This window comes from Micromonospora sp. MGP-C2, from assembly GCF_057766525.1.
Window position 1 is genome coordinate 6,356,950 of record NZ_JBYMEN010000002.1, and the last position, 24,479, is coordinate 6,381,428.

Genomic DNA, 24,479 nt, shown 5'->3' on the forward strand with positions numbered 1-24,479 from the left:
CACCGACCTCTCCACCCGCCTCACCATCTAGAAAGGCAAGTCCTCACCATGCGTAAATTCTTCGGCACGTCGGTGGTGGCCATCAGCGCCGCCGCCATGCTGGCCCTCGCCGGCTGCGGCTCCGGCCGTGACGGCGACAGCGACTCCGGCGGCGAGGCCGCCAAGGGCTTCGCGGCGAACTCGCTGATCGGCGTGGCCCTCCCGGCCAAGACCTCGGAGAACTGGGTCCTCGCCGGTGACCTGTTCACCAACGGCCTCAAGGAGGCCGGCTTCCAGGGTGACGTGCAGTACGCCGGCGCGTCGACCACTGTCGCCGACCAGCAGGCTCAGATCACCGCCATGGTCACCAAGGGTGCCAAGGTCATCGTCATCGGCGCGACCGACGCCGCGCAGCTGTCGACCCAGGTCGCGGCGGCCCACCAGGCCGGCGTGAAGGTCATCGCCTACGACCGGCTGATCACCAACACCCCGGACCTCGACTACTACGTCGCGTTCGACAACTTCAAGGTCGGCCAGCTCCAGGGCCAGGCCCTGCTGGAAGGCATGAAGGCCAAGAAGCCGAACGGCCCGTACAACATCGAGCTGTTCTCCGGCTCGCCGGACGACAACAACGCCGGTGTCTTCTTCAACGGCGCGATGGACGTGCTCAAGCCGGAGATCGACAAGGGCAACGTGGTCGTCGCCTCGGGTCAGAAGGACGTCAAGCAGACCGCCATCCAGGGCTGGAAGGCCGAGGGTGCGCAGGCCCGCATGGACCAGCTGCTGACCTCGACCTACGGCAACAAGGAGCTGGACGGCGTCCTCTCCCCGAACGACACGCTGGCCCGCGCCATCCTGACCTCGGTCAAGGGTGCTGGCAAGCCGACCCCGGTCGTCACCGGTCAGGACTCCGAGGTTGAGTCGGTCAAGTCGATCGTCGCTGGCGAGCAGTACATGACGATCAACAAGGACACCCGCAACCTGGTGAAGGAGACCATCAACATGGTCAAGGCTCTCCAGGCCGGTAACGCCCCGCAGGTGAACGACACCAAGTCCTACAACAACGGCAGCAAGGTCGTCGACACGTACCTGCTTCCGCCGGTCGCCGTCACCAAGGCGAACGCGGCTGAGGCGTACGCCAACGACCCGAAGCTCGCGCCGCTCACCAAGTAATCACCGCACGGTAGGCAGCAACGCCGATGGGTCCCGGATCTCCTCTTCCGGGACCCATCGTCGTCCTGACAGCCCCGCACCACCCGGCACCGACCCGGAAGGAGGTCTGACCGTGGCGTCACCCGTCCGGTCCAGGCCAGCCGGCGTCGGCCGCAACACCGACTCCCCGCTGCCGTCCGTCCCCGGCGCCAGCCAGGAGGAGATCCGGCGACAGAACCTCGGCGCCGTGCTGCGCTACGTGCACCTGCACGGGCCGACGTCCCGGGCCGAGCTCACCGGTCGGCTCGGCCTCAACCGCAGCACCATCGGCGCCCTCGCTGCCGATCTGGTGGCCAGCGGACTGGTCACCGAGGAGGCACCCACCACCGCCCGCCGCGCCGGCAGGCCCTCGCTGGTGGTCAGCCCCCGCTCCGACCGGGTCTACGCACACGCCCTGAGCATCGACGCCGACCGGCTGCGCGCCGCCCGGGTCGGTCTCGGTGGGCAGATCCTCGATCTGCGAGACATCCCTCGACCCGGTGGCATGTCGGCGATCGACGCCGTCGGGCCTCTCGCCGACCTGGTCCGTGACATGGAACGCTCCGTGGCCCCCGACGCGTTGCTGGTCGGTGGCGCGGTCGCGGTCACCGACACCACCCGGGAACCGGACGGCAGGATCCGGATCGCCGGCGTGGACGAGACGCTCGGCACCGCGCTGGCGGCGGAGTTCCGCGCCGGCCCGGGGTTCGTGGCCGGTGACCTGGCCGACATCGCAGGCCTGGCCGAGCACGTACGAGGCGTGGCGGTGGGCATCGACGACGTCATCTACCTGCACGGCGACCGGGGCATCAGTGCCGGCATCATCGTCGGCGGTCGACTGATCATCGGCCACCGTGGCCACAGCGGCAAGGTCGGCCACATGGTCGTCAACCCGAACGGTCTGCCCTGCGGCTGCGGCTCACGCGGCTGCTGGGAGACCGAGATCTCCGAAGCCGCGTTGCTGCGGCACGCGGGCCTGGACCCGAGCGACCGTGGGGCGGTGGCCGAGGTGCTGCGCGCGGCCGCCGAAGGGGACCGGACCGCCCGGGAGGCGGTCGAGCAGGTCGCCGACTGGCTCGGCTTCGGTGTGGCCAACCTGGTCAACGTGGTCAACCCGGACGCCGTGGTGTTCGGTGGAACTCTCCGCGACATCTTCACCGCGGGTGCCGAAGTGGTACGCGATCGACTGGACACCATGCCGCTGCCGGCCTCCCGCGAGCACCTGCGGCTGCGCGCGGCGGCCCTGGGCCGCGACGCCGTCCTGATCGGCGCCGCCGAGTTGGCGTTCGACAAGCTCCTGGCCGACCCGCTCAACGTCGGTGTCGTCGGCCAGGCCGCGAGCACCGAGCCCGCGTAGCCGCGACTGCCCCGTCGGTGAACCGTCAGGGAGCCGGCACCTCATCCACCACGCTGCTGCCGCTGCCCGGCCGGGACTCCCACGACCAGGTCTCGTGCAGCCGGACCCGACCGTCGGGCAGCACCGACACCTCCGAGACGCAGTGCCCCGAGGACGTCTGACCGTCGGTGTTGAGCTGGACGTACCGGAAGTCCAGTCGGTCGCCCGTACGGGTGCCGACCAGGTGGCCGCGTCGGATGGACCCGCCGGCGTACTCGGCCCACACCTCGCCGGCCCGTTCGTGGTACGCGAACACGGTCTGCGTGCCCACCTCGCCGGCCACCACGTCCGCCACGGCCCGGAACCGTCGACCGTCCAAGGAGATCGTCATCTGCCGAACCTAATCGAGGCAACGTTCCCGTATTCCCTACCGTATGTTGTACGGTAACGGCGGTTTGACGCCTGCGGGAGGGGAGCGCTGTGACGACGAGAGACGACGCGATAGTGGCGGACGGGCTGCGTAAGCGATATCGGGACCGCTACGCGCTGGACGGTTTCGACCTGAGGGTGCGGCAGGGCACGGTGTGCGGCCTGCTCGGCCCGAACGGTGCCGGCAAGACCACCTCGGTACGGATCCTGTCCACCCTGCTGCGGCTGGACGAGGGCCGCGCCGAGGTCGCCGGGTTCGACGTGACCCGCCAACCCGACCGGGTCCGCTACCGCATCGGGCTGGTGGGGCAGAACCCCGCGCTCGATGAGGCGCTGAGCGGCCGGCAGAACCTTGTGCTCTTCGGCCGGCTGTTCCACCTCGGTCGCCGCCGGGCCAGGCAGCGGGCGGACGAACTGCTGGAGCGCTTCGGTCTCGCCGACGCGGCCGAGCAGCCGGTCAGCACGTACTCGGGGGGCATGCGCCGTCGACTCGACCTGGCCGCCGGCATGATCCTGGCTCCCGCGGTCCTCTTCCTCGACGAACCCACCACCGGGCTGGACCCGCGTGGCCGCAACGAGGTGTGGGAGTCGGTCCGGGAGTTGGTGCGCACCGGAACCACAGTGCTGCTCACCACCCAGCACCTGGACGAGGCCGACCAGCTCGCCGACCGGATCTCGGTGGTCGAGGCCGGCCGGGTGATCGCCGAGGGCACTCCGGACGACCTCAAGACCCAGCTCGGCGGCGATCGGATCGAGGTGGTCGTCGCGGATTCGACCGACCTCGCCACCGCCGTCGCCCAGGTGCGCCGGGTGGCCGACCGCGAGCCGACGGTCGACGTGGACCGGCGGATGGTGAGCGTCCGGGTCGGTCACCAGGCCGGCGCGCTCGTCGACGTGTTGCGGGCGCTCGACGCCGGGAACGTCGCGGTGGCGGACGTCGCGCTGCGCCGTCCCACCCTGGACGACGTGTTCCTGCACCTCACCGGGCACCGGACCCGGACCGCCGAGGAGGTGGCGGCATGAGCGCGACGAGCATGCCGGCCCCGACGGTGGACCTGACCCCCGGCCGGCCCGCCCTCCTGACCGACAGCGGCACCCTGATCTGGCGCGGCCTGGCCCGGTGGCGACGTGATCCCGGCCCGCTGATCGCCTCGCTCGGCTTCAACATCCTGATCGTGCTGATGTTCGCCTACCTGTTCGGTGGCGCGTTGCAGGTGCCTGGCGGCGGCAGCTACCGGGAGTTCCTGATGCCCGGCATGTACGTGATGACCATGGTGTTCGGCATCAGCCTCACCACGATCGCCGTCGCCGAGGACCTGGAGCGCGGGGTGACCGACCGGGTCCGGTCGATGCCCGTCTCGCCGCTGGCCCCGCTGGTGGCCCGGGCCGTGGCCGACATGCTGTTCGCCCTGGTCACCCTCGCGGTCCTGCTGTTGACCGGTCTCGCCATCGGGTGGCGGGCGCACGGCGGGGCCGGTGCCACGCTCGCGGCGGTGGGACTGATCCTGCTGCTGCGCTTCGCCCTGATCTGGGTCGGCATCTTCCTCGGCCTGGTCACCCGCGGGCAGACGGCCGTGGTGGCCGTGCAGACCCTGGAGTTTCCGCTCGGCTTCCTCTCCAACGCGTTCGTCGCACCGTCCACCATGCCCGCGTGGCTCGGTGCGGTGGCCGCCTGGAACCCGCTGTCGGCAACCGTCGGCGCGACCCGCGAGCTGTTCGGCAACCCCGGTTGGGGCGGTGACTCGTGGGCGGCGCAGCACTACCCGTGGCTGGCGGTGCTCTGGCCGGTCGTCCTGGTCGCGGTCTTCCTGCCGCTCTCGGTCGCCCGCTACCGGCGACTGGCCGGTTGACCCGCCCGACGAACGCGCCCCCGGTGGTCGATCCACCGGGGGCGCGGTCCGTTGGCGACGGCCGGAATCCGACTGCGGTGACAGGTGCTCGCCGAGGCCCCCGCCCCCCGACGAGCACCCGTCGCTCGGCTACGCGATCCGGCGGATCCGTCGCACCGCGAGATAGAGCAGCAGCAGGGCGAGAGCGACGAAGACGCCCGTCTCGATGCCCTGGAACAGCCAGAACCGGTCCGCCGGTTGGTACAACTGCCAGTTGTACGCGCCCGGCTCAAGTCCCAGTTCCGCACCGCAGACCCGGCCCTCCGGCCCCTTGCCACCCGGCGGGCACTGGATCCGGCCGCCCTCGGCGATCATCGTGCCGTCGGGGTTCCGGACGCCCTGGGCGAGGATCCAGTCTCCCCGGCTGATCTCCGGTGGCCCTTCTCCCTCGATCGGGAAGGTCTGGGTGCGGGCCGGCTGGTAGTGCCGTCGGGCCAGGAGCTCCACCGCCGCCCGTACGCCGATGAACCCGGCGAGGGTGATGCCCATGGCGGGCAGCATCCGCTTCCAGACGGTGCCGGCGAAGACGCCCAGCGCCACGGCGAACAGCGTGTACCCGATCGGGACGATGCCCTGCAGGTCGAAGACGATCATGCCGAACCGGCCCTCGTACGCGGCCTGGGTGAGCGGGTCGACCCACCACGACATGCCCAGCCCGTAGACCGCCGCGAGGATCACCACGGCCGCGCTCACCAGCCCGAACTTCACCAGAGCCCAGCGGGTGCGGCCGACGCCCTGGGTCCAGACGAACCGGTGCGTGCCGTGCTCCACCTCGCGGGCGACCAGCGGGGCACCCCAGAACAGGCCGACCAGCGCCGGCAGGGTGATCAACAGCACGGCCACCAGGTTGAGGCTGCCGTACTGGTTGCCGAAACGCCGGAAGCCCGCGTCGCAGGCCTCCCGGGTCGCCGTCGCCACATTGGTGTCGGCGAGCTGGCGTGCGCAGTCCGTCAGCCCGAGGTCGGCGAAGGTGTGCCGCATCGCCAGGCCGATCGGCACCAGCAGAGCGGCGAGCGCCGCGAGCCCCAGCAGGGTGTAGAACGCCTGCTTGCGGTGTTGTCGCCAGGTCAGCCAGATCATGCTGCCACTCCCCACTCGCTGTGACTGGTCTGCGTGGTGCCGTCGGCCAGGTAGGCCAGCACGACGTCCTCCAGGCTGACCTCGCGGACCGTCCAGGCCGGGTCGGTGACCGGGCCGTCGGTGCGGACCAGCAGCGTGGACTGCCGGTCGGTGTGGCTGGCCCGGACGACGGCGGCGACGCCCCCGATGACGCCGCCGTCGTGCCGAGGGCCGACCAGGTGCCGGTGCCCGGCGACCAGGTCGTCAACCGTGCCGGTGAGCTGCACCTGGGCCGAGTTGAGCACGATCAGGTAGTCGCAGACCCGTTCCAGGTCGGCCAGCAGGTGCGACGAGAGCAGGACGGTGGTGCCGGAGTCCGCCACGCTGCCCATCAACGACTGGAGGAACTCTCGCCGGGCCAGGGGGTCGAGGCTGGCCACCGGCTCGTCGAGCAGCAGCAGCCGGGGCTGCTTGGCCAGCGCGAGGGCGAGCGCCACCTGGGCCCGTTGGCCGCCGGAGAGCTTGCCGACCGGTCGGTCCGGTGGGATGCCGAGCTGCGCCAGCCGCTGGCGGGCCAACGCGGCGTCCCACCGCTTGTTCAGCTTGCCCCCGGCGATGACCAGTTCGGCGGCGGTGAAGTCCCGGTACAGCGGGGTGTCCTGGGCGACGAACCCGATGTCGGCCAGGCCCTCCGTGTCGCCGTACGGGGATCTGCCGAAGACCCGGACCGCGCCCGCATCGGGCCTGAGCAGGCCGACGGCCAGGTGCAGCAGGGTGCTCTTGCCCGCGCCGTTCGGGCCGACCAGCGCGGCGATCCGACCGGCCGGCAGGTGCAGCGAGCAGTCCCGCAGCGCCCAGGTGCTGCCGTACCGCTTGCCCAGCCGGTCGGCCTCCAAGACCATGTCCATTCTCTGTCCTCTCGTTCCGCTCATGCGTGCTCCTTGCGCGGGACGTCGTCGGCGAGGGTGGCGCGCAGGGTGGTCTCCACCAGGGCGATGACGTCCTCGGCCGTGAGGCCGGCGGCCTGCGCCCGGTCCAGCCAGGCGACCAGGTCGTCGCGTAGCTCGGCCTGGTTGGGCAGGGAGGCGCCGGCCAGGGTGCGCTGGACGAACGTGCCCACCCCGGGTCGGCCGCCGACCAGACCCTCGATCTCCAATTCCCGGTACGCCTTCAGCACCGTGTTCGGGTTGATCGCCAGGGATTGCGCGACGTCCCGAACCTTCGGCAACTGGTCGCCCGGCGTCAGCAGGCCGACCCGCAGAGCCTGTTTCACCTGCTGCACGAGCTGCATGTAGGTGTTCACCTTCGACCGGCTGTCCAGTACGAACTCGATCACTCGCGATGATCCTTCCTGTTGTCCTACGACACTAGGACTAATAGACAGCTTCATCGGCGGTCGGTGCGCTGTCAAGGCCGGCGCGGCGTGTCCGCTCCGGCACGGCGCGTCACAGGCGATGTCCCGGCGTGTCGATGGCGGTGGCACCGGCAGGCCAGAGGTTGGCACCGACGGGTCAGCCCGAGGGGAAAGGACCGGCAGCAATCCGTGTGGACGGGGAGGTGTGCGATGGTCACCAACGAGCTGACGACGTCGAGGGCGACTCCACTACAGGTGGCCCGCGCACGTGGGCGGGTACGCGGCCGGTTGATCCTGCTCGGCCCCGCGTTCGTCGCCGCCGTGGCGTACGTCGACCCGGGCAACTTCGCCACCAACTCCGCCGCCGGCGCCCGCTACGGCTACCTGCTGGTCTGGGTCGTGGTCGTGGCCAACCTGATGGCGATGCTGGTGCAGACACTCACCGCGAAGCTGGGTCTGGCCACCGGGCGCAGCCTGCCCGAGCTGTGCCGGGAGCGGCTGCCCCGGCCGGTGAACCGGGTGATGTGGGTGCAGGCCGAGTTGGTCGCCATGGCCACCGACCTGGCCGAGGTGATCGGCGGCGCGGTCGCCCTGTACCTGCTCTTCGGCATCCCACTGCTGCCCGGCGGGCTCATCATCGGCACCCTCGCGTTCGCCGTGCTCGCGCTGCGGTCGCGCGGATTCCGCGCCTTCGAGATCGCCATCGCGGTGGGACTCGGTGTGATCGTCCTGGCGTTCGCGGCGAACCTGCTCGCGGCCAACTCCGATCCGGGATCGGCAGTGGCCGGCCTGGTGCCTCGGCTCCAGGGCACCGACAGCGTGCTGCTGGCCGCCGGCATCCTCGGTGCCACCGTCATGCCGCACGTCATCTACGTGCACTCCGCGCTGACCCGCGACCGCATCCCCGCCACCGACGACACCGAGCGCCGGATCCTGTTCCGTGGCCAGCGCACCGACGTGCTGCTCGCCCTGACGGCGGCCGGCGCGGTCAACCTCGCCATGCTGCTGATCGCCGCCGCGAGCTTCCGCGGCGGTGGTCCGGTCGGCGCGGACAGCCTGGAGGGCGTGCACGCCGGGCTCGGCCAGACCATCGGCACCGCCGCGGCGTTCGGCTTCGCCATCGCACTGCTGGTGTCCGGGCTCGCCTCCACCAGCGTCGGCACCTACGCCGGGGAGGTGATCATGCAGGGCTTCCTGCGGCGGCGGGTCCCACTGCTGCTCCGCCGCCTGGTCACCCTGCTGCCCGCTCTGGCCGTGCTCGCCATCGGCCTCGACCCCACCAGGGCGCTCGTGCTGTCCCAGGTCATCCTCAGCTTCGGCATCCCGTTCGCGCTGATCCCGGTGGTCGCCTTCACCCGCCGACGCGACCTGATGGGCAACCTGGTCAATCACCCGCTCACCACCGCCGCCGCGTCCCTGGTGGCCGTCCTGGTGGTCGCGCTCAACGCCTTCCTGCTCTGGCAGGTCGTCGCCGGTTGAGCCTGGCTGGCCGGCTTCGCCGGTTGGTCGGGCGTGGCCGGTTGAGCCGAGCCTCCGGGCGGCGACGTCCGCACGAGCGTGATGCCTGTGAGTCATCTTGATGACTCACAGGCATCACACGCGTTGGCGGCCCTGCCCCCGGCGTGGACGGCCGGGCCGGCGGCGTGCGTGGTTCAGGTGCGACGGCCCTCGTCGCGGGTGGGGATTTCCTGGCGCTGTTCGAGGGCGTCGGCCGGGTTGGCGTCGGCCGGCAGCGACGTCGCCTCCTCGAGCGTGCCCGCCGGGAGCGCGCCCTGCTCGGCCAGATCCGCCTCGGACGCTTCCGGGTCGACGTCACCCGACACCCGGTCCGGCGGCCCGTAGTCGACGGCGTTCTGCCGCTGCTCTTGGGCATCCGCCTCCGGGGGCGGAAACGTGTCGCCCTGATCATCCCGGTACGTGCTCATCGGAGCCTCCTGACCGGCGGGTGTCGACATGCCGCCGGGCTGCTGCCTACCCGCCGCTGCCGCTGGCACGCCTGGGTGGAGGCGCCGCGTCAGTCAGCCGGGACTGGTCTGCGGGACCGTTCAGCGCAGCCAGCGCGACGTTCGGCTCGCGCCCGTGCCGTTCCCGGTCCCGGGCACCCCGACGATCGTCAAGCATCAATGGATGTGTCGGGGCGTTGCTGTTCTCGGCGGACCGCACCCCACCGAGGTCCCGGACCACCTGCGAGGAGAGGGAACACCCATGCGATGGAACGCACGACGGGCCGCTGCCGGCGGCTTCGGGCTCGTCCTCGGTGCCGTGCTGGCACTGGTCCAGGTCGCACCCGCCCAGGCTGAGTCGAACGGCGGCGTACGCGTGATGCCACTCGGTGACTCGATCACCGACGGGTACAACGTGCCCGGCGGGTACCGGATCAACCTGTGGCAGCGCCTGGCCGGTGGCGGTTACACGGTCGACTTCGTCGGCTCGGGGTTCAACGGGCCAGCCAGCCTCGGTGACCACGACCACGAGGGTCACTCGGGCTGGCGCATCGACCAGCTCGACGCCAACATCGTCACCTGGTTACGGGCCACCGACCCGCGCACCGTGCTGCTGCACATCGGCACGAACGACGTGAACCAGAACTACGACGTGGCCAACGCACCGGCCCGCCTCTCCGGTCTCATCGACAAGATCAGGTCGACGGCCCCGGGTGCGGACATCTTCGTCGCCACCATCACGCCGGAGTCCGACCCGAACCGGGAGGCCCGGGTGCAGGCGTACAACGCGGCGATCCCCGGCATCGTGGCCCAGAAGGGCAGCAAGGTGCACCTGGTCGACATGCACGCCGCGCTCACCACCGCGGACCTCGCGGACGGCGTCCACCCCAACGCCGGCGGGTACGACAAGATGGCCGCCCGCTGGTACGACGCGCTGCGTTCGGTGCCCGACAGCCTGGTCCCGGCGGGCGGGCCGCCGGTGGGCACCCCGGTCGGCCTGGTCAATCCCACCTCCGGGCGTTGCCTGGACGTCTCCGGCGCCAGCACCACCGCTGGTGCCCCCACCATCATCTGGGACTGCCACGGCAACACCAACCAGCGCTGGACCCGTACCGCCGCCGGGGAACTGCGCGTCTACGGCGACCGGTGCCTGGACGTGAACGGCGGAGCCAGCGCCGACGGCACCCGGGTGCAGATCTGGACGTGCAACGGCACCGCCGCGCAGCGCTTCACCTTCCGCACGGACGGGACGATCGTGCTCACCTCCGCCGGCAAGTGCGTGAGCGTGACCTCCGCCGGCACGGCCAACGGCACGACCACGCAGCTCCTGACCTGCAACGGCACCGGAGCGCAGCGCTGGTCCACCCGGTAACGGACGCCCGTCCGTCCACCCGGTAACGGACGCCCGGCCGGTCCCACCCCGTACCCCGGTGGGACCGGCCCTGGGCGGCCCGTGACCGGCGCGCGGTCGCGGCCACCGGCGGTCAGCCGACCGGGTCTCCAGAATGAGGCGGAGCGACACTACGTCCACCAGGGGTGCGGGCGCGTACCCCCGATGACCGCCGCCGGTGGCCGGGATCGGCCAGGATGGGCGGGTGGCCGGGTCACGGCCGCGACGAGGAGGGTGGGCGATGCGGGTACGCGGGCGGTTGAGGTGGGGGCGAGGTGCCCGTGTCGGGGCGGTGCTGGCGGCCCTGCTCACCGGCGTGGTGACACCTGCCGTGCTGCTCACGCCAGGGGCGGCGGGCGCGGCGGCGGCCGGTGCGCCGGTGTGCCAGATACGCGACGACCGGCTCAAGGAGATCTCCGGGATGGTCGCCACCGACGACGGGTACGTGGTGGTCAACGACGGCGCCGACGACGAGGCCCGCCGCCGGATCTTCTTCCTCGACCAGCGCTGCGCGGTGGTCCGCACGGTGTCCTACCCGTCCCAGCCCCGCGACACCGAGGACCTGGCCATCGGCCGGGACGGCACCGTCTGGGTCGCCGACATCGGCGACAACGACCGCTCCCGCACCAGCGTCGCGGTGTGGCGGCTCGCGCCTGGGAAGGACAAGCCGGTGCTGCACCGGATGGCGTACCCGGACCGCCCGCACGACGCCGAGGCGTTGCTGCTCGACTCGGACGGCCAGCCCCTGATCGTCACCAAGGGCGGCAGCGGCACGGTCTTCCTGTACGCGCCGAGCACCGCGCTGCGGCCGGGCGCGACGACACCGCTGGCCCCGGCCGGCCAGGTGTCCCTGCCGATGACCGACACCAGCAACCCGTTCTCGTTCATCGGGCGGGGCGTGGTCACCGGCGCGGCGAACGCGCCGGACGGGCGCCGGGTGGTGCTGCGCAGCTACGCCGACGCCTTCGAGTACGACGTGCCCGACAGCGACGTGGTCAAGGCGTTGACCTCCGGCACCCCGCGGATCACCCCGTTGCCGGACGAACCCCAGGGCGAGTCGATCACCTACAGTCGCGACGGCAGGTCGTTGCTCACCGTCTCCGAATCCGCCGACCAGCCGCCGGGGACCCGCCCGACGATCCTGCGTTACCCGGCCACCGACGGGCCTGTCACCGCCGCAAACCCGACGGGGTCCGCCGCCCCGGTGTTGCCCACCGCCGTCCGTCCGATCGCCGAGGACACCATCGGCCTGGGTGGCCGGACCTGGCTGCTGATGGCCGGAGGCGGGACCCTGCTGGGCCTGCTGGCACTGGCCGGTGTGCTGCGGTGGAGGTACACCGCGCGTCCGTGAGCGGGCGGGTCGGTGCGGCAGGATGGGTCCATGTCCGTGCTGTCCACGTTGCGTCACCCGATCGTCGCCGCCCCGATGGCCGGCGGCCCGTCCACGCCGGCGCTCGCGGCAGCCGTCTCCGCGGCCGGTGGGCTGGGCTTCCTGGCCGCCGGAATGATCGACACCGGCCGGCTGGTCGCCGACGTCGCCGAGGTCCGTGCGCGCACCGACCGGCCGTTCGGCGTCAACCTCTTCCTGCCCGACCCCGGCGGCGTCGACAAGGCCGCCATCCAGGCGTACGCGCAACGGCTCGCCCCGCTGGCCGCCGAGCGCGGGGTGAGCCTGGGCGCACCGGTGGGCGGCGACGACGCGTACCCGGAAAAGCTGGCCGCGCTGCTCGCGGACCCGGTCCCGGTCGTGTCCTTCGTGTTCGGGCTGCCCGATCGGGCGGTGGTGGCCGCCCTGCGCGAGCGGGGCACCGAGGTGTGGGCCACGGTCACCCGCCCGGACGCCGCGACGGCCGCCGCGGGCCTGGGGGTGGACGCGGTGGTGGTGCAGGGCACCGAGGCCGGTGGGCATCGCGGCGGCCTGCCGGACGACGACGACTACGCGTTGCTTCCGTTGCTCCGCCTGGTCGCCGCTGGTTGCGACCTGCCGCTGGTGGCGGCGGGCGGCATCGTCGACGGCCCCGCGGTGGCCGCCGTGCTGGCTGCCGGCGCCGCCGCCGCGCAGCTCGGCACGGCGTTCCTGCGCTGCCCGGAGACGGGCAGCTCGCCGATGCACCGGGCGGCGGTGGCCGGTGCCGCGCCGACCGCGTTGACCCGGTCGTTCACCGGCAAGCGGGCCCGTGGCGTGGCCAACGACTTCCTGCGTCAGCACGACGCGGCAGCGCCGATTGGCTACCCCCAGGTGTTGCACCTGACGCGTCCGCTGCTCGCCGCCGCCCGCCGCGACGGGGACGCGTCGGTCGCCAACCTGTGGGCCGGGCAGGCGCACCCGCTGGCCCGGGACCTGCCGGCGGCCGAAGTGGTCACCGAGGTGAGCGCCGGGGCGCGGGCGGCGCTCGCCGCAGTGCTCGAGCGGTCGACCCGCTGGGGATGACCAGGACGCCGGCAACCAGCTGTGGCGGGCCGGGGCGGGACGGACCGGAGACCCGTTAGAGTCTCGCCGTGATCGAGATCGGTGCGCAGGTCGAGCTGTCCCACCCACCCGACCGGGTCTGGCTCGCACTGACCGATCGGCAGCTGCTCGGCCGGTGGTTCGCCGACGCCGACACGGTGGAGGGCGTACCGGACCGGCTGCTGCTGCACACGGCCGGGTTGCCCGGCTTCGAGGCCAACGTCGAGGTCGAGGTGACCGAGCGGCGGGAGCCGGAACTCCTCGTCCTGGCCTGCGACGAGGCCGGCCGGCTCAGCGAGCTGACCTGTGCGGTCACCGCCACCAGGCAGGGCTGTCGGCTGGAGATTCGGGAGGTCACCACGCACGGCGCGTGGTCCGCCGAACAGCACGATCCACGCGAGCAGCAACTCCGGCAGGCGCTGACCGTACGGTTGCCGGCGATCCTCGACTGGCTCGCCTTCCAGCAGGTCGATCTGCGCCGCGGCGACGGCGGGATGACGGCGGAACTGCCGTTGGTCGGCGTGTCCGGTGGGCCCACCCGTGCCCGTCGCCGTCGCCGGCAGGTGGCCGCCGCGCTGGTCGGGGTGGTGGCCGTCGGAGGGGTGGCGGCGTGGGTGGCGCTTCCGGCCGGATCGGAGCAGCGCGCCGCGCCGCCCGCGGCCCCGTCGCCGTCGCCGTCCGCGACACCCGTCGAGGTCGCCGCCACGCCGCGGCCGACGACCTCGGTACGCCCCTCGCGAACGGCCGCGTCGCCGACCGCCCGTCCGAGCCGGAGCCCGTCGGCGAAGCCCTCGCCGACCCTCACGTCGGCGCCGCCGCCCCCACCGCCGCTGACGGCCAGCTACGACACCGACTCCAGCCGCCTGTTCGGCTACACCGGCGAAGTCGTGCTCGGCAACCGCGCCGCCACCGCCGTGGACGGCTGGGTGGTGGTGGTCAGCCTCGCCGACGGCAGCACCGTGGACGACGTCGACGGCGCGGACTGGCGACAGAACGGGCGGTCGGTCACCTTCACCGGGGCGGCCGTGCCCGCCGGTGGGTCGCAGACGTTCCGCTTCGACGTACGCGACAACCGGCCGAAGGCCCGGGAACCGGAGACCTGCACGGTGGACGGCAACCCCTGCGCCGGCCTCTGACCTAGGCTGCGGTCATGGCACTGCTGCACCGGGCCACGCTGCGCCCCACGAAACGCGACCTGCTGACGGCCTGGCTGCCCAGCCAACCCTGGTTCCTCGGGCCGACCGACGTCGCTGGCGAACTGGCCGGCGTCACCGGCGGCCTGACCGGCGCCGACGTGGTGAGTCGGGGCGCGTACCGCTTCGACGACCCGGCCGACGAGGTCGGCATCGAGACGATGCTGGTCGGCATCACCGACGGGCCGGTCCACCAGGTCCCGCTCACCTACCGCTCCGCGCCCCTCGACGGTGCCGACGACTGGCTGGTCGGCACCACCGAGCACTCGGTGCTCGGCACGCGCTGGGTGTACGACGGCTGCGCGGACCCGGTCTACGCCGCCGCGCTCGCCCACGCGATCCTCGCCGGTGGTGGCCAGGCTGAGCAGTACTTCGAGGTGGACGGTCGGCGTGAGGTGCGTGAGCCGACCGTGACGATCGCCGTCAGCGGCGCCGGGGACGCCGACGTGGCGCCGGTCGGCGTCGTGCGTCAGGTGGTCGACGAGGACAACACCACCATCGTCACCGACTCCGCCGACCTGGTCGTCGTCCGTCGGCCGGGCGCGGGCGACGCCACCGGGCCCACCCTGCTCGGCAGCTGGAACGGGCAGCCGACGAGCGTGCCGCTGGCGTACGCCAGGACGCGGTGAGCGTGCGGTGGGCGGCCCGACGAGTCGGACCGCCCACCGCGTTCACCACTGCGTCGGAGGCGGGGGCGGCGACACGGGTGGCCGGTCGTCGCAGGTGATGGTGTTGGGCAGCAGCCACGGGGCGAGCCAACCGCCGTCGTTGCCGCCGAGGTCGGTCAGTGTGAACTCCGAACCGGCCGGGGTGAAGTGGAACGAACCGCAGTTGTTGACGCCGACAGCGCCCACGTTGCGGGCGTCCACGTTGGCGAACGAGGCGGACCCCGCCGTACGGGCGCTGAGGACCGAGGTGCCGGTGCCGTCGACCCGGACGTCCCGGAACCGCACGTTGCTGATCGAGTAGAGGTCCTTCACCGGCCAGTCGCTGACCAGCATGATCGCGTTGTACGTGCTGTCGAGGTATGCGTCACCGGTCACCTGGACGTCCGCGTCGATGCTCCGGTCCAGGGCGAAGATCCAGATCGCGCCCAGCCCGATGTTCCAGTTCAGCTCGTACGTGCCGGCGCGGGCGGTGGTGTTGTTGGTGAACCGCAGGTGCCCGGTGAACGGCTCCGCGCCGAAGCGGGAACCCGCGTGGATGGCGCTGCCCTCGCGGACCGGGTCGGCGACGAGGTTGTGCGAGACGGTGGTGTCCGTGCCGCCGTAGATGGCGATGCCGTTGGCCAGCGTCGGTGACTGCACGGTGTTGTGGTCGAACGTGTTGCGCGCGTTCGCCGTCTTCTCCGACCACATCGCCAGGCCGTCGTCGCCGGTGTTGCGGACGAAGTTGTGGGCCACGACGGAGTCGGTCACACCAGTGTGGAAGTTGAGCGCGTCGGCGATCTGGTCGACGATGATGTTGTTGGTGACCCGGACGTTGCGCATCGGCCCGTCGAACCACACGCCCACCTTGGTGTGGTGCAGGTAGAGCCCGTCGATGGTCGAGTCGCTCATCGCGCCACCGATCGCGTTGACCTGGTCGGTGTCGATGCGTTCCCGGACGTCTCCCTCGATCGCGAAGCCGGAGAGGTGGACGTTGCGGCTGCCGCCGTCGGCGGCGTCGCGGCCGTAGAACCCGACGCCGGTGTGCACCGAGCCGTCCGGTGCGGGGGTCGGCAGGGCGACCTCACGGCCCTTGATGATGGTGTGCCAGTTGCCGGCGCCCTCGATGGTCACGTCGTCGACGGTGATGTGCCGGTTGACCTGGTAGGTGCCCGGCGGGATGTAGACCTTGAGGTGGGTGCGCCTGGCGAAGGCGATGGCCCGGTCCAGTGCGTCGGCGGAGTCCCGCCGGCCGGTGGGGTCGGCCCCGAAGGCCAGCACGTTCGCCGCGAGCAGCCGGACGTGCGGCGGCGCGACCAACTCGGAGTCGAGCAGGTCGATGACGGTCCAGGCGGCGGCGCTGCCGGGCGGCGCGGTGAGCCGGATCTTGTCGCCGGCCCGGTAGGTGCGGCCGAGCAGGAGCCGCTGCTCGTCGTAGAACTGGCCGGGCCGGAACGGCGTGCTGATGCTCGGGGCCGGCGTGGTGGCCGACGGCACGCACTGGCACTCGGTGATCCACCAGTCCGGGTGCAGCAGCCCGGCCTGTGGGTCGTTGGTGAACGGGTACTGGTTGTAGAGCCACGAGTACTGCGACGTGAGCGTCATGGTGCGCACGTGCTTGCCGTTGACCGCGACCCGCAACGGAGCGGTGATCCCGCCGCCCTGCGGCGCGTCCGGGATGCTGTACCGCACGGTGATTCCGTTGGCCGCGCTGGGCAGGACGAACTCCACGTACTCGCCGGGGGTGAGCCGGACCGCCCGGCGGCCGGAGGCCTCCGCGGGCAGCGTGTAGGCGGTCCGGTCGGGGCCGATGACCTCGCCGGTGGTGCGGGCGTTCTCCGCCTCCTGCTCGACGAAGTCGACGTCCGCGCCGCGCCCGGCGACCAACGCCGGGTCGAGGGCGGCCCGGGTGACGACCGGCTGGGCGCCGGCGGACGCGGATGGACTGGCGGTGGCCACTGTGGGCCCGGCGACCAGTACGGCGAGGCCGGCCGCGAGCGCGACAGCGGTGCCGCCGGGCCGGCCGGGGCGTCCCCGCGCCGGCATGAGGCTGCGAAACATCGGTGACCCTCCTGGGTGGGTGGTGGTGGAGGTCCGCCCGGCGTTCCCCCGACGCCCGACATTGATCGTCATGATGCAGCACCACACATCGCACTGCAAGACGTCTATCGAACAATGAAAATAACGGGCTATCAGGCCGCAAGAAATGGACGGTCGTCGAATTGAGGTGTCGCGCGTCGCCTGCCCCGCCCAGCTCACGCCGGGCGTAGGCTGGCCCTCGTGGATCAAGAAGACCGGATCGCCCTTTTCCTCGACTACGAAAACCTCGCGTTGGGCGCACGCGACAACCGTGGCGGCGCGGACTTCGACTTCCGGCCCATCGCCGATGCGCTGGCCGAACGAGGCCGCGTCGTGGTCCGCCGTGCGTACGCCGACTGGTCGTACTTCGACGAGGACCGCCGGATGCTCACCCGGTCGCACGTCGAGCTGATCGAGATCCCGCAACGGATGGGCGCGTCCCGTAAGAACGCCGCGGACATCAAGATGGCCGTCGACGCGATCGAGCTGGCCTTCGAGCGCGACTACATCTCGACGTTCGTGATCTGCAGTGGCGACAGCGACTTCACCCCGCTGGTGCACAAGCTCCGCGAGCTGAACAAGCGGGTCATCGGTGTCGGGGTCGAGGGCTCCACGTCGGCACTGCTCCCACCGGCCTGCGACGAGTTCCTCTACTACGACCGGCTGGAGGGTGTGGACATCCCGCCGACCCGCAGCCGACGGGGCCGTTCCAGCCGGCCGGCCGGCACGGACCAGCGCCCGCCCGAGCCGGAGCAGGAGCTCGAACGGGAGCGCGAGCCCGAGGTGGACCGTCGACCCGCCGGCGAAGAGCCGGGACGGGACGTCGACGCACTCGCCGTGCTGGTCGCCCAGACCGTGGCCGGGTTGCAGGGCAGCGCCAACGGTGACGTCACCGCCTCCCGGCTCAAGCGCACCCTGCTGCGCAAGGACCCGACGTTCAGTGAGTCCGACTACGGCTTCCGCACCTTTGGGGAACTGCTGCGGCACCTCGCCGAGCAGACCGTGATCGAGCTGGCCGAGGGCCCCGCGAAGGGTGACCCCGAGGTCTCGCTGCCCGAACACGGCGACCGGGAGGTGGCCTTCGGGTTGCTCCGCGGTGTGGTGGCCGAGCTGGGGAGCAGCGGCAACCCGGTGGCGCTGTCCGGGTTGAAGAACCAGCTTCGCCGGGCCCGCCCCGACTTCAGCGAGAAGAAGCTCGGCTATCGCAGCTTCCTCCAGTTTTGCAAGGCCGCGGCTACCGGGGGAGTGGTCGATCTGCGCTGGAGCCCGGAAGCCGACGACTACCTGCTCACCACCCAGGGATGAGCACCGCCCCCGGTCACTCCCTGTGATGTTCACATCACGGGCGAGGGTCACTCGCCGCACCCGGCTCCTCGGGGCAGGGCGGGTCGGCAAGCGCCCTGACCGGTGTACTCAGCGATATCTCATATCCGCCTGATCCGCCACTCAGGGCGGGGAGGATCCGCCCTCGCGGTTCCTCCCTGTCACCAGATCGGTCGAAGTACGCCTGAATTATGGCTATCGCCCTGGTATCCACCCGCCTGCGCCGTACCCTCGACGCAAAAATTGCTATACGGTCGGCGAATGAAGGTCGAGGAGCATTGGTGGAACGGAGACACGACCCCGCGCGGGCGCCGGGACGTGTATATCCGTACTGACGGGCAGGGTTGGGAGGTCCGCGCCCAGATCGGTGGGGCGTCGGGTCGTGAGCGGGTGCAGCAGTGCCCAAGCCGGGCCTCGGCGGCCATCCTCGCCGACGCCTGGCGCGGCACCCACCCTTCCTGGCGCGAGCTAAAGCAGCGCTGATCCGGCTCCGGGCCGGGCCGGCAACGCTCCTGGGCTCCAGCCCGGCGCGCTCGCCGGCCGGCCCGGTGCTCGGTGCCCAGAGGTCCGGCGTTCGGCCTGCAGTGGTCCGGGGCTCGGCAACCTCCGCTGCAGTCGGCCGCCAACGACGTCTTCACCGCTTCTGCGACATGACCTGCGCGACGTTTCCCGCAGGTGCCGGCACACAGTCACGTTGCGACCGTCCCGATCGAGGCAGCGGCCTGTTTCCTGAGGGCCGCGGTCGCCGAGGACGGTGGGTCTTCTCGGTCGGTTTGATGCGCAGTGGCGTCTGTGTACCGGTGTCCCCGCCGTCAGGCCGGGTACTCGGAGGTCCCCGATCGCGGGTGCTCGGCGGCGCCCGGTCATGGGTGCTCGGAGGCACCCGGTCGAGGGTGTCGGAGGTTCCCGGTCGCGCCCGATGGAGGTCGCCATGTCGCACGGTCCCGACGAGGAGAACCCCAGGCTCGACAAGGAGGTCCGGGAGGCCGAGCGTCGGCTCGGCGACGACGCCAAGCCGTCGGACGACGCACTGACCGACGACGACGCCCGGGTGCCGGACGACGCCCCCTCCGAGCAGGACCCGGGCACCTGAGCCGGACGAACCGTCCGTGAACCCGACACGTGCGCTCCCGACCGCCCCGGCGCCGGCCGCCCGCGCGCTGGCGATGCCGCCAGCCCCGCCCGTCGGCGGTGCGCGGGTGGACGTCCACGGGCCTGCCCGGCGGAAGATGCCGGACAGGCCCGTGGTCGTAGGGAAAAGCGGTCAGTGCTTGAGGGTGAACGTGAAGTCGCCGGAGAGCTTGCCGTTCAACCGGACCGCCGAAACGAGCTTCCCCTGGACGATCAGTCTCTCGACCTCGCCTCGGGTAAGACCGCAACCTTCAGCGATCAGTCGTACTGGTCGGACCGGGATCCGCGCCGCGAAGCGGACCGAGACGTCGATCGTCTCGCCGTCCGGGTGATCCGATCCGCCGGTGTCGAGGCGCCAGGCGCCAGTCCAGTCGAGGGCGATGCGGTTGGCGCGCTGCACGTCCGGATCCTGGATCAGCTCGGCTGTCAGCCCAGGGTCGTTGTCGTGCAACCGGTCCAGCAACTCCGGTGGGATGGTGCGAACGGTCATTCGCTCCAGGACGGTGAGCTTTGCCGTCTCCCCGCAGGCGGTGCAGAGCGCGAGGAGCCAGACGTCGATGAGTTTGTGGTTGGCGTTGACTCGAAATTTTCCGCTTGGCCGGAGGCGTTCGGACGCGCACGAGCGGCAACGGCGGTTGATGAGTGGCAGGCAGGTGGGCACGACGGCCCAGTTTCTGAGCACAGAGGTACACCGGTTTCAGTGAGAGGTCCGCAGCAAAAAGGAGCGCGGCGCACACGGCGCGACGCGCGACAGATCAGCGCTTGGGATGTCTCACAGGGTGTACAACGGCACGTCCTTGCCTAGACGACCTGGTTCCGCGCACGGTAACGGCGCCCAGCGGCGCCGATCCACTGGTTTTCGAGCGCTTCAGGACCGTCCGACCGGACAGGTGCCGGTTACGACAAGCTCAGACGGTGGGGACCGGCAGCACCGTGCCTTCGACCGCGGACCGGTGGGCCAGCTCGATCAGCTCGACCGTGGCGACCGAGTCCCGTGGGTCCACCGGCATCGGCGCGCCGTCGCGCAGCGCCGTCGCCACCTGCGCGTAGAAGCTCTGGTACGCACCGGGTTCCGTCGGCACCGGTCGCAGGTCACCGTCGACACCGAGCTTGCCGTACCGCTCCGGCGGGACCTCGCCCCAGCCCGGCTGGTCCGGCCGGCCGCCGTCGTGCAGCGCCGCTTCCTGCACGTCCAGCCCGTACGTCGTGTAGCCGGCCCGGTCGCCCAGCACGCGCAGGCGGGGGCCGAGTTGAGCGGTGACCGCGCCCATCCACAGGTGCGAGTGGACCCCGTTGGCGTGGGTCAGCGCCACGAAGGCATCGTCGTCGACAGCTGCGCCCGCGCGGCGACGGTCCACCTCCGCGTAGACGCGGTCGACCCGGCCGAAGAGCTGCACCGCCTGATCGACGAGGTGGGCGCCGAGGTCGAAGAGTGCGCCGCCGGCCTCCTCGGGACTGGCAAGCTCCCGCCAGCCCGGCTTGATCGTCGGACGGAACCGCTCGAACCGGGACTCGAAGCGCAGCACCCGCCCCAACTCGCCCTGCTCAACGAGGCGGCGGGCGGTCAGGAAGTCGCCGTCCCAACGCCGGTTCTGGAACACCGTCAGCGGCACCCCACGCTCGGTCGCCTCGTCGACCAACGTGCGACCCTCGGCAGCAGTCGCGGCCAACGGCTTGTCGACGACGACCGGAAGGCCGGCTGCGAGCGCCGCCCGTGCCATCGGCACGTGCAGCCGGTTCGGCGTGGCCACCACGACCAGGTCCAGAGCGTCCGGCGTACGCCAGAACTCGTCGGCGTCGTCGGCCAGGCGGGCGTCCGGGAAGTGCTGCCGGGCCTGCTCGCGCCGCTGCGGGTCGCGGGTCACGATGGCGTCGAGCCGCAGCCCGGGCGTCGCGGCGATCAGCGGTGCGTGGAACACCCGGCCCGCCAGCCCGTACCCCAGCAGGCCAACCCGCAGCGCCTCCGCCATGCCGTGCCCCCATCTCCCTGGTCCGCGCCCGACGTGGCGGCGGTACCGCTGAGGAAAACCTATCGCCCCAACCGGCCCGACCCGATCTCGGCCCGACGCTGGTCAGCTCGCCGGGTCGGCCCGCAGGTAGGTGAGCACCGCCAGCACCCGACGGTTGGTGTCGTCGCTCGGTGGCAGGTCGAGCTTCAACAGGATGTTGCCGACGTGCTTGCCGACCGCCGCCTCGGTGACGTGCAGCCGGAGGGCGATCGAGGCGTTCGACCGGCCCTCGGCCAGCAGCGCCAGCACCTCGCGCTCCCGGGCGGACAGCGCGGCGAGCGGATCGCGGGGGCGGTGCAGCAGTTGCCGGACCACATCCGGGTCGATGGCGGTGCCACCGGCCGTGACCCGGCGCAGCGTGTCGACGAACTCGGTGACCTCGGCCACCCGGTCCTTGAGCAGGTACCCCACCCGTTGGCCGTCTCCGCTGTCCAGCAGCGCCGCCGCGTACCCGGTCTGCACGTACTGGCTGAGCACCACGACGGGGAGGTGGGGTCGTTCGGCGCGCAACGCGACGGCCGCGCGCAGCCCGTCGTCGCGGCGGCCGGGCGGCATCCGGATGTCGGTCAGCACCAGGTCCGGTTCGTGCTCGCGGGCGGCGTCGAGCAGGTCCGGCGCGGAGCCGACCGCGGCGCAGACCGTGAAGTCGAAGCGGGTCAGCAGCGCGACCAGGCCCTCCCGCAGCAGCACCTCGTCCTCGGCGAGCACCACCCGGGTCAGCGACGGCACGGCAGCTCCACCCGGACCAGGGTAGGCCCGCCGGGCGGGCTGGACAGCAACAGCCGTCCGTCCACTGCGGCGACCCGGTCGGCGAGACCGGTGAGGCCCGTGCCCCGGGTCGGGTCGGCACCGCCCCGGCCGTTGTCGGACACCTCGACCACGAGGTCGCCACCGGCCCGGGTGAGACGGACGTCCGCGCTGGTCGCGCCGGCATGCCGGACCACGTTGCCGAGAGCCTCGGACACCACGAAGTACGCGGTGGTCTGGACGATCTCCGGTAGCTCGTCGTCGAGGTCGGCGCGGACGGTGACCGCGACGGTGGCCGCGTCGGCCAACTCGCGTACGGCGCCGGCCAGGCCGAGGTCGGTGAGGCTCTGCGGCCGGATGCCGTGCACCAACTGGCGCAGCATCACCATCAGGCCCCGGGCCTGCTCGTGCGCCACGGCGAGCGGCCGGGCGGCGGGGGAGTCCTCGGGTACGTCCAGTCGGGCCAGGCCGAGTTGAAGGGTGAGGCTGGTCAGTCGCGGCTGCGCGCCGTCGTGCAGGTCCCGTTCGATCCGGCGGCGTTCGGCCTCGTACGCGCCGACCAGCCGGGTGCGGGACCGGGCGACCTCGCGCAGCGCCGCGGCGTCGACCGGCGAGGCCAGCGCCCACCGGGCCACGGCGGCCTGGGCGGCGGCGAGCAGACCGACGGCGTACCAGAGCACCGGGATCAGCAGCACGCCCACTATCGCGTACGGGATGGCTTCGCCTGTGGTGTCGATCGGCTGCCAGATCACGACGGGCTGGTTGGAGTCGCCGGCCAGCCAGGGGCTGGTGATCATCCCGAGGTCGAGCAGCACCACCACCAGGAACACCCAGTACGCGACCGGGGCGACCCCGCCGAGCCAGAACAGGTACGCCACCTCCCGCCACCCGGCGGCGCTGCGGTAACGGGCGGCCAGGCCGGGCCACGGTGACGTGGGCAGTGGGCGGCCGTCGACAAGCCCCAGCCGCCACCGCTCGATGACGGCCACCGGGAAGCTCATGAGCGGCGCCAGCGCCAGCAGGGTGAGACTGCCGACCGCCAGGAACAGCATGAGCGGGATGCTTGGCGGTCGGCCGTGCAGCAGCAGCGCGTTGAGGGCGGCGAAGAGGGGCGCGCCGATGACGAGCAGCCCGACGGCGAGCACGCCCGCGATCGGCACTGTGCTGACCAGGTAGGCCAGCGCCCGCCACGGCCAGGCGGAGACCAGCCAGTCGCGGCGACGCAGCGCCCTGGCCAGGTGAGAAGGGCTTTCCGGGGTCATGCCAGAGACGCTAATCGGGGACGACCGCGCGCCCCAGCCGTCCAGATCCACTTCCCGGGGTATGCCCAGCACTACCCACCGAACGGCCGTGCCGCGCTGTCCGACGACCGCGAGGCGTTTGCGACCGGACCTCGGCGGCTGCGCGTGGCCATCGGCCAGCCGGGCGGCGTACGTCGTACGCCCGCGTTGTTAGGATGGCCGCACCATGGCAAGTGAGCGCAAGGCGACCGCGGACCCGGCCCGCAGCCTGGCCATCCTCTGGCGCACCCGGGAGCCGACCAGCCGCAGCGCCGGGCCCGGCCTCAGCGTCGACCGGATTGTCCGGGCCGCGATCGACATCGCCGACGCGGAGGGTCTCGACGCGTTGACCATGCGACGCGTCGGCGAGGCGCTGGGTGTCGGCACCATGTCGGTCTACACGTACGTGCCGGGCAAGGCCGAACTCGTGGACGTGATGGTCGACACCGCGTACGGCGAGATGCCGCGACCCGCTGTCGAGGGTGACTGGCGGGCCCGGCTGGAGCGGATCGCCCGCGACAACCTGGCGCTCTACCAGCGGCATCCCTGGATGCTGCGGGCCGAGACGACCCGACCGGTGCTCGGCCCGCACCTGCTGGCGAAGTACGACTACGAGCTCGGCGCGGTCGTCGACATCGGTCTCAGCGACGTCGAGATGGACGCGGTGCTCACGCTCCTCCTCGGCCACGTGAAGAGCGCGGCGCGGGCCGCCTCCGAGGTGGTCGACCTGGAGCGCCAGTCCGGCATGACCGACGGCCAGTGGTGGCAGTCGCACGCGCCCTGGCTGGAGACGTTCATGACGGCCGGCAGCTATCCGATCGCCTCCCGCGTCGGCACCGCGGCCGGTCAGCAGCACGGTGCCGCGTACGGCCCGGAGTACGCCTTCGAGTTCGGTCTGCAACGAGTCCTCGACGGGATCTCGGTGGTGGTCTCCGAGCGGGCGGCCTGATCAGCTCGCGCCGGGCACGCAGGTATTCGCCGAGCGGGCCGGCTGTGCTCACCCGCTCATCGTAGGAGCCGCCACCGGCGCCCATCCTGGTCCTGCCAGTCC

The 24,479-nt window shown here is 71.9% G+C and carries 24 protein-coding genes; 14 read left to right on the forward strand and 10 right to left on the reverse strand.

Translation table 11 applies throughout. The features are described 5' to 3' along the window. The first annotated feature begins 48 nt into the window (after positions 1-48). Together AC3CF1_RS29210 and AC3CF1_RS29215 are read left to right on the forward strand one after the other, a co-directional pair. Entirely contained in the window at positions 49-1,152 is a 1,104-nt protein-coding gene (locus AC3CF1_RS29210) for a substrate-binding domain-containing protein (protein ID WP_210924987.1), read from the forward strand. Between the two features lie 169 nt (positions 1,153-1,321). Then, positions 1,322-2,527, forward strand: a complete 1,206-nt coding sequence (locus AC3CF1_RS29215) for an ROK family transcriptional regulator (RefSeq protein ID WP_488452143.1) — start codon at positions 1,322-1,324, stop codon at positions 2,525-2,527. 25 nt (positions 2,528-2,552) lie between these two features. Here AC3CF1_RS29215 and AC3CF1_RS29220 read toward each other — a convergent pair whose 3' ends face one another. Continuing rightward, the gene (locus AC3CF1_RS29220; RefSeq protein ID WP_488451723.1) at positions 2,553-2,897 is read right to left on the reverse strand and encodes an avidin-fold protein; all 345 of its coding nucleotides are present in this window, start codon (positions 2,895-2,897) and stop codon (positions 2,553-2,555) included. Positions 2,898-2,986: 89 nt separating this feature from the next. On the opposite strand from AC3CF1_RS29220, the gene AC3CF1_RS29225 reads away from it, so the two are divergent. Beyond that, positions 2,987-3,958, forward strand: a complete 972-nt coding sequence (locus AC3CF1_RS29225) for an ATP-binding cassette domain-containing protein (protein WP_355161775.1) — start codon at positions 2,987-2,989, stop codon at positions 3,956-3,958. After that, the gene (locus AC3CF1_RS29230; protein ID WP_355161773.1) at positions 3,955-4,785 is read left to right on the forward strand and encodes an ABC transporter permease; all 831 of its coding nucleotides are present in this window, start codon (positions 3,955-3,957) and stop codon (positions 4,783-4,785) included. The genes AC3CF1_RS29225 and AC3CF1_RS29230 overlap by 4 nt, the downstream gene beginning before the upstream one ends. Positions 4,786-4,914: 129 nt before the next feature. Here AC3CF1_RS29230 and AC3CF1_RS29235 read toward each other — a convergent pair whose 3' ends face one another. From AC3CF1_RS29235 to AC3CF1_RS29245, 3 genes are read right to left on the reverse strand one after another with little or no spacing between them, the layout of a single operon-like run. Then, positions 4,915-5,904 carry an ABC transporter permease gene (locus AC3CF1_RS29235; protein WP_354980429.1) on the reverse strand — a complete coding sequence of 330 codons (990 nt, stop codon included), beginning with the start codon at positions 5,902-5,904 and terminating at the stop codon, positions 4,915-4,917. Beyond that, entirely contained in the window at positions 5,901-6,791 is an 891-nt protein-coding gene (locus AC3CF1_RS29240) for an ABC transporter ATP-binding protein (RefSeq protein WP_088947159.1), read from the reverse strand. Before AC3CF1_RS29240 ends, AC3CF1_RS29235 begins: the two co-directional genes overlap by 4 nt. A gap of 20 nt (positions 6,792-6,811) precedes the next feature. Continuing rightward, on the reverse strand, positions 6,812-7,219 hold the full coding sequence (locus AC3CF1_RS29245) for a GntR family transcriptional regulator (protein WP_088947160.1): 408 nt from the start codon (positions 7,217-7,219) through the stop codon (positions 6,812-6,814). Between the two features lie 228 nt (positions 7,220-7,447). Between AC3CF1_RS29245 and AC3CF1_RS29250 the strand changes: the two genes are divergently transcribed. Further along, entirely contained in the window at positions 7,448-8,716 is a 1,269-nt protein-coding gene (locus AC3CF1_RS29250; RefSeq protein WP_488451724.1) for an Nramp family divalent metal transporter, read from the forward strand. A 173-nt stretch (positions 8,717-8,889) separates the two neighbouring features. On the opposite strand, the gene AC3CF1_RS29255 is transcribed toward AC3CF1_RS29250, so the two are convergent. Continuing rightward, a complete protein-coding gene (locus AC3CF1_RS29255; protein WP_099851866.1) occupies positions 8,890-9,162 on the reverse strand; it encodes a hypothetical protein in 273 nt (90 codons plus the stop codon). 280 nt (positions 9,163-9,442) lie between these two features. Between AC3CF1_RS29255 and AC3CF1_RS29260 the strand changes: the two genes are divergently transcribed. The 5 genes from AC3CF1_RS29260 to AC3CF1_RS29280 all read left to right on the forward strand — a co-directional run bounded on the left by AC3CF1_RS29260 (position 9,443) and on the right by AC3CF1_RS29280 (position 14,841). Continuing rightward, positions 9,443-10,552, forward strand: a complete 1,110-nt coding sequence (locus AC3CF1_RS29260; protein ID WP_088947163.1) for a ricin-type beta-trefoil lectin domain protein — start codon at positions 9,443-9,445, stop codon at positions 10,550-10,552. A 259-nt stretch (positions 10,553-10,811) separates the two neighbouring features. Further along, positions 10,812-11,921 carry an NHL repeat-containing protein gene (locus AC3CF1_RS29265; RefSeq protein WP_355162942.1) on the forward strand — a complete coding sequence of 370 codons (1,110 nt, stop codon included), beginning with the start codon at positions 10,812-10,814 and terminating at the stop codon, positions 11,919-11,921. A gap of 30 nt (positions 11,922-11,951) precedes the next feature. Continuing rightward, on the forward strand, positions 11,952-13,001 hold the full coding sequence (locus AC3CF1_RS29270; protein WP_354980431.1) for a nitronate monooxygenase: 1,050 nt from the start codon (positions 11,952-11,954) through the stop codon (positions 12,999-13,001). A gap of 68 nt (positions 13,002-13,069) precedes the next feature. Continuing rightward, entirely contained in the window at positions 13,070-14,155 is a 1,086-nt protein-coding gene (locus AC3CF1_RS29275) for a cellulose binding domain-containing protein (protein WP_488451725.1), read from the forward strand. A gap of 14 nt (positions 14,156-14,169) precedes the next feature. Further along, positions 14,170-14,841 (forward strand): CG0192-related protein, encoded by a 672-nt coding sequence (locus AC3CF1_RS29280; RefSeq protein ID WP_488451726.1) that lies wholly within the window; start codon positions 14,170-14,172, stop codon positions 14,839-14,841. 42 nt (positions 14,842-14,883) lie between these two features. Here the strand turns inward: AC3CF1_RS29280 and AC3CF1_RS29285 are convergent, their stop codons facing one another. Next, complete coding sequence (locus AC3CF1_RS29285; protein WP_355162357.1) at positions 14,884-16,920, reverse strand: glycosyl hydrolase family 28-related protein; 2,037 nt, start codon at positions 16,918-16,920, stop codon at positions 14,884-14,886. A gap of 219 nt (positions 16,921-17,139) precedes the next feature. On the opposite strand from AC3CF1_RS29285, the gene AC3CF1_RS29290 reads away from it, so the two are divergent. The 3 genes from AC3CF1_RS29290 (at position 17,140) to AC3CF1_RS29300 (ending at position 19,354) form a co-directional block, all read left to right on the forward strand. Then, entirely contained in the window at positions 17,140-18,243 is a 1,104-nt protein-coding gene (locus AC3CF1_RS29290) for a PIN domain-containing protein (RefSeq protein ID WP_088947169.1), read from the forward strand. 279 nt (positions 18,244-18,522) lie between these two features. Then, positions 18,523-18,744: a hypothetical protein gene (locus AC3CF1_RS29295; RefSeq protein WP_030335934.1), complete on the forward strand. Its 222-nt coding sequence runs from the start codon at positions 18,523-18,525 to the stop codon at positions 18,742-18,744. A gap of 448 nt (positions 18,745-19,192) precedes the next feature. Then, positions 19,193-19,354, forward strand: coding sequence for a hypothetical protein (locus AC3CF1_RS29300; protein WP_185755252.1), 162 nt, complete (start codon positions 19,193-19,195; stop codon positions 19,352-19,354). A gap of 171 nt (positions 19,355-19,525) precedes the next feature. Here the strand turns inward: AC3CF1_RS29300 and AC3CF1_RS29305 are convergent, their stop codons facing one another. The 4 genes from AC3CF1_RS29305 to AC3CF1_RS29320 all read right to left on the reverse strand — a co-directional run bounded on the left by AC3CF1_RS29305 (position 19,526) and on the right by AC3CF1_RS29320 (position 23,410). Continuing rightward, the gene (locus tag AC3CF1_RS29305; protein WP_488451727.1) at positions 19,526-20,074 is read right to left on the reverse strand and encodes a DUF1062 domain-containing protein; all 549 of its coding nucleotides are present in this window, start codon (positions 20,072-20,074) and stop codon (positions 19,526-19,528) included. Between the two features lie 226 nt (positions 20,075-20,300). Beyond that, positions 20,301-21,362, reverse strand: coding sequence for a Gfo/Idh/MocA family oxidoreductase (locus AC3CF1_RS29310; RefSeq protein WP_488451728.1), 1,062 nt, complete (start codon positions 21,360-21,362; stop codon positions 20,301-20,303). 102 nt (positions 21,363-21,464) lie between these two features. Then, complete coding sequence (locus tag AC3CF1_RS29315; protein WP_088947172.1) at positions 21,465-22,130, reverse strand: response regulator transcription factor; 666 nt, start codon at positions 22,128-22,130, stop codon at positions 21,465-21,467. Beyond that, the gene (locus AC3CF1_RS29320) at positions 22,118-23,410 is read right to left on the reverse strand and encodes a sensor histidine kinase (protein ID WP_354980437.1); all 1,293 of its coding nucleotides are present in this window, start codon (positions 23,408-23,410) and stop codon (positions 22,118-22,120) included. The genes AC3CF1_RS29315 and AC3CF1_RS29320 overlap by 13 nt, the downstream gene beginning before the upstream one ends. Before the next feature lie 205 nt (positions 23,411-23,615). On the opposite strand from AC3CF1_RS29320, the gene AC3CF1_RS29325 reads away from it, so the two are divergent. Continuing rightward, a complete protein-coding gene (locus AC3CF1_RS29325; protein WP_488451729.1) occupies positions 23,616-24,377 on the forward strand; it encodes a TetR/AcrR family transcriptional regulator in 762 nt (253 codons plus the stop codon). Positions 24,378-24,479: the final 102 nt, after the last annotated feature.

Bases quoted from the DNA above. Each gene is read 5' to 3' on its own strand.
- AC3CF1_RS29210 (WP_210924987.1), top strand. From the start codon at position 49: ATGCGTAAATTCTTCGGCACGTCGGTGGTGGCCATCAGCGCCGCCGCC.
- AC3CF1_RS29220 (WP_488451723.1), bottom strand. From the start codon at position 2,897: ATGACGATCTCCTTGGACGGTCGACGGTTCCGGGCCGTGGCGGACGTG.
- AC3CF1_RS29230 (WP_355161773.1), top strand. From the start codon at position 3,955: ATGAGCGCGACGAGCATGCCGGCCCCGACGGTGGACCTGACCCCCGGC.
- AC3CF1_RS29235 (WP_354980429.1), bottom strand. From the start codon at position 5,904: ATGATCTGGCTGACCTGGCGACAACACCGCAAGCAGGCGTTCTACACC.
- AC3CF1_RS29240 (WP_088947159.1), bottom strand. From the start codon at position 6,791: ATGGACATGGTCTTGGAGGCCGACCGGCTGGGCAAGCGGTACGGCAGC.
- AC3CF1_RS29250 (WP_488451724.1), top strand. From the start codon at position 7,448: ATGGTCACCAACGAGCTGACGACGTCGAGGGCGACTCCACTACAGGTG.
- AC3CF1_RS29255 (WP_099851866.1), bottom strand. From the start codon at position 9,162: ATGAGCACGTACCGGGATGATCAGGGCGACACGTTTCCGCCCCCGGAG.
- AC3CF1_RS29260 (WP_088947163.1), top strand. From the start codon at position 9,443: ATGCGATGGAACGCACGACGGGCCGCTGCCGGCGGCTTCGGGCTCGTC.
- AC3CF1_RS29265 (WP_355162942.1), top strand. From the start codon at position 10,812: ATGCGGGTACGCGGGCGGTTGAGGTGGGGGCGAGGTGCCCGTGTCGGG.
- AC3CF1_RS29270 (WP_354980431.1), top strand. From the start codon at position 11,952: ATGTCCGTGCTGTCCACGTTGCGTCACCCGATCGTCGCCGCCCCGATG.
- AC3CF1_RS29280 (WP_488451726.1), top strand. From the start codon at position 14,170: ATGGCACTGCTGCACCGGGCCACGCTGCGCCCCACGAAACGCGACCTG.
- AC3CF1_RS29285 (WP_355162357.1), bottom strand. From the start codon at position 16,920: ATGTTTCGCAGCCTCATGCCGGCGCGGGGACGCCCCGGCCGGCCCGGC.
- AC3CF1_RS29295 (WP_030335934.1), top strand. From the start codon at position 18,523: ATGAAGGTCGAGGAGCATTGGTGGAACGGAGACACGACCCCGCGCGGG.
- AC3CF1_RS29300 (WP_185755252.1), top strand. From the start codon at position 19,193: ATGTCGCACGGTCCCGACGAGGAGAACCCCAGGCTCGACAAGGAGGTC.
- AC3CF1_RS29310 (WP_488451728.1), bottom strand. From the start codon at position 21,362: ATGGCGGAGGCGCTGCGGGTTGGCCTGCTGGGGTACGGGCTGGCGGGC.
- AC3CF1_RS29320 (WP_354980437.1), bottom strand. From the start codon at position 23,410: ATGACCCCGGAAAGCCCTTCTCACCTGGCCAGGGCGCTGCGTCGCCGC.
- AC3CF1_RS29325 (WP_488451729.1), top strand. From the start codon at position 23,616: ATGGCAAGTGAGCGCAAGGCGACCGCGGACCCGGCCCGCAGCCTGGCC.